Annotated in this window: 3 protein-coding genes; 1 reads left to right on the forward strand and 2 read right to left on the reverse strand. The window is 63.5% G+C overall.

The genetic code is table 11. The features are described from left to right. A partial coding sequence (locus AAFM29_RS11765; protein ID WP_341712990.1) for a hypothetical protein occupies positions 1-225 on the forward strand: 225 nt, incomplete at its 5' end. A 9-nt stretch (positions 226-234) separates the two neighbouring features. Here AAFM29_RS11765 and AAFM29_RS11770 read toward each other — a convergent pair. Together AAFM29_RS11770 and AAFM29_RS11775 are read right to left on the reverse strand one after the other, a co-directional pair. Continuing rightward, entirely contained in the window at positions 235-873 is a 639-nt protein-coding gene (locus AAFM29_RS11770) for a M23 family metallopeptidase (protein WP_341712991.1), read from the reverse strand. Between the two features lie 81 nt (positions 874-954). Next, a partial coding sequence (locus AAFM29_RS11775; RefSeq protein ID WP_341712992.1) for a helix-turn-helix domain-containing protein occupies positions 955-1,579 on the reverse strand: 625 nt, incomplete at its 5' end.

The raw sequence follows: 1,579 nt of genomic DNA on the forward strand, positions 1-1,579 counted from the left end.
GTCGTGCGCTTGGGTCAGAAGGATATCGGCAGCCTGCCGATCCATGTCGATGGCGGGTCCCGCCTGTTGGTCGATGCAAGCGAAGTTCGTAGCCTGCTGGATGATGCCAAGGTACCCGGCACGGTCCGCGGCAGCGGGCTGGTCAGCCTTGCTGACCTGCGCAAGTCGGGCATCGATTTGCGCTACGATCCGACTTCCGATTCAGTGGTTCTGGGTAGTCGCTAGCGTTGGCGCTCAATCGCCTCCGCCCGGGTTGGCTGCGCGTCCTGCAACGCGGGCCTCATAATGCAGATGCGGCCCGGTAGAGCGGCCAGTTGACCCGACATAGCCGATAACCTGGCCGGCCTCGACCGCCTGCCCCGGACGCACGGCAACTGCTGAAAGATGGGCATAGCGGGTCTCGACCGATCCCCCGTGGTTGAGCGCAACCAGAATCCCATAATTGCCTTGCCAACCGGCGCTGGCGACGCGCCCACTGGACGTGGCGACCACCGGTGTCCCTATCGGCGCGGCAAGATCGATACCTGAATGGAAGCGCGTTTCACCCAGGATCGGGTGATAGCGCCTGCCGAAGCCACTGGTGACCCGCGCACCCGCCAACGGGAGGCCGCGCGGAATGGCACCAGGCAGGATCGCACTGCCGTGACCGACCGGCTCGATATCGGCACCGGCAAGGTCCACGGCGCGGCCGAAATGGATGACCGGCACGTCGTGATCATCCATCGCCATGTCGTCGAAATCCATCGCGAAATCGCTCGTCGCGCTCGCCGCCACGGTGACAGGCTGGCCATCCCCCGCATGCGCGGGCGTAACGCTGGCGAAGCTCGCCACCGCCATCGTTCCGAATATGCAGGCACGCACTATGGACCGCACAAAACCCCTCCCGAGTCCCGCGGCTTTGTATCATGGCGAATGGGGTTGCGCGAATCGCAACCGGGTATGCCCGGTTTTGGGTCAGTTCCAATCGATTGCGATGGTGACCTGTTTTACCGACACCCCGGCCTCACGCGCGATGGCTGACCGGCTTCGTTCGACAACATGCGAAAGCGAGCCTGTCGGGTGATCCGCACTCGGCGTTTCGCCAACGCTCACCGAACGGTCAGCCACGCCTTTCGACCCGTAAAGCAACTCCTGTTCGCTCAGGCCGAAATAGGCCGACAGCTGGCGCAACACCGCCCTCCGCGGACGAGCCCTGTCGGTTTCCCACTTCCACAAGGTCGGCTTGGTCACCCCGAACTGGCTGGCAAAATCGACCATCGAAAGGCCGGTGGTCTTGCGCAGGCGCTTGAGCCGCACGCCGAAACCCTCATCTTGCGATGCTTCGATCGACTGGGTGACGGCTTCCGAAGGTATCGGCTCCGAACGCAGCACGATGGCGCTCATCTGGGCTTTGGTCAGGCTCTCGTCAAAGCGGCAACCAAACAGCCCATCGGCAGACCAGACGATCCGCGCCAGCCGCTCGCCTGCTTCGCCGAAGACGATTAGCAAGGGTTCATCGAGGTCGAAGTGCCCATCGGTGCTCAGCAACATTCCGGTGGCCGACAGGTTGTGCACCCGCACTTCGCATGTCGTGCCGGTT

It is taken from the genome of Erythrobacter sp. (genome assembly GCF_038133525.1).
In the GTDB taxonomy this organism is placed as follows: Bacteria; Pseudomonadota; Alphaproteobacteria; order Sphingomonadales; family Sphingomonadaceae; genus Qipengyuania.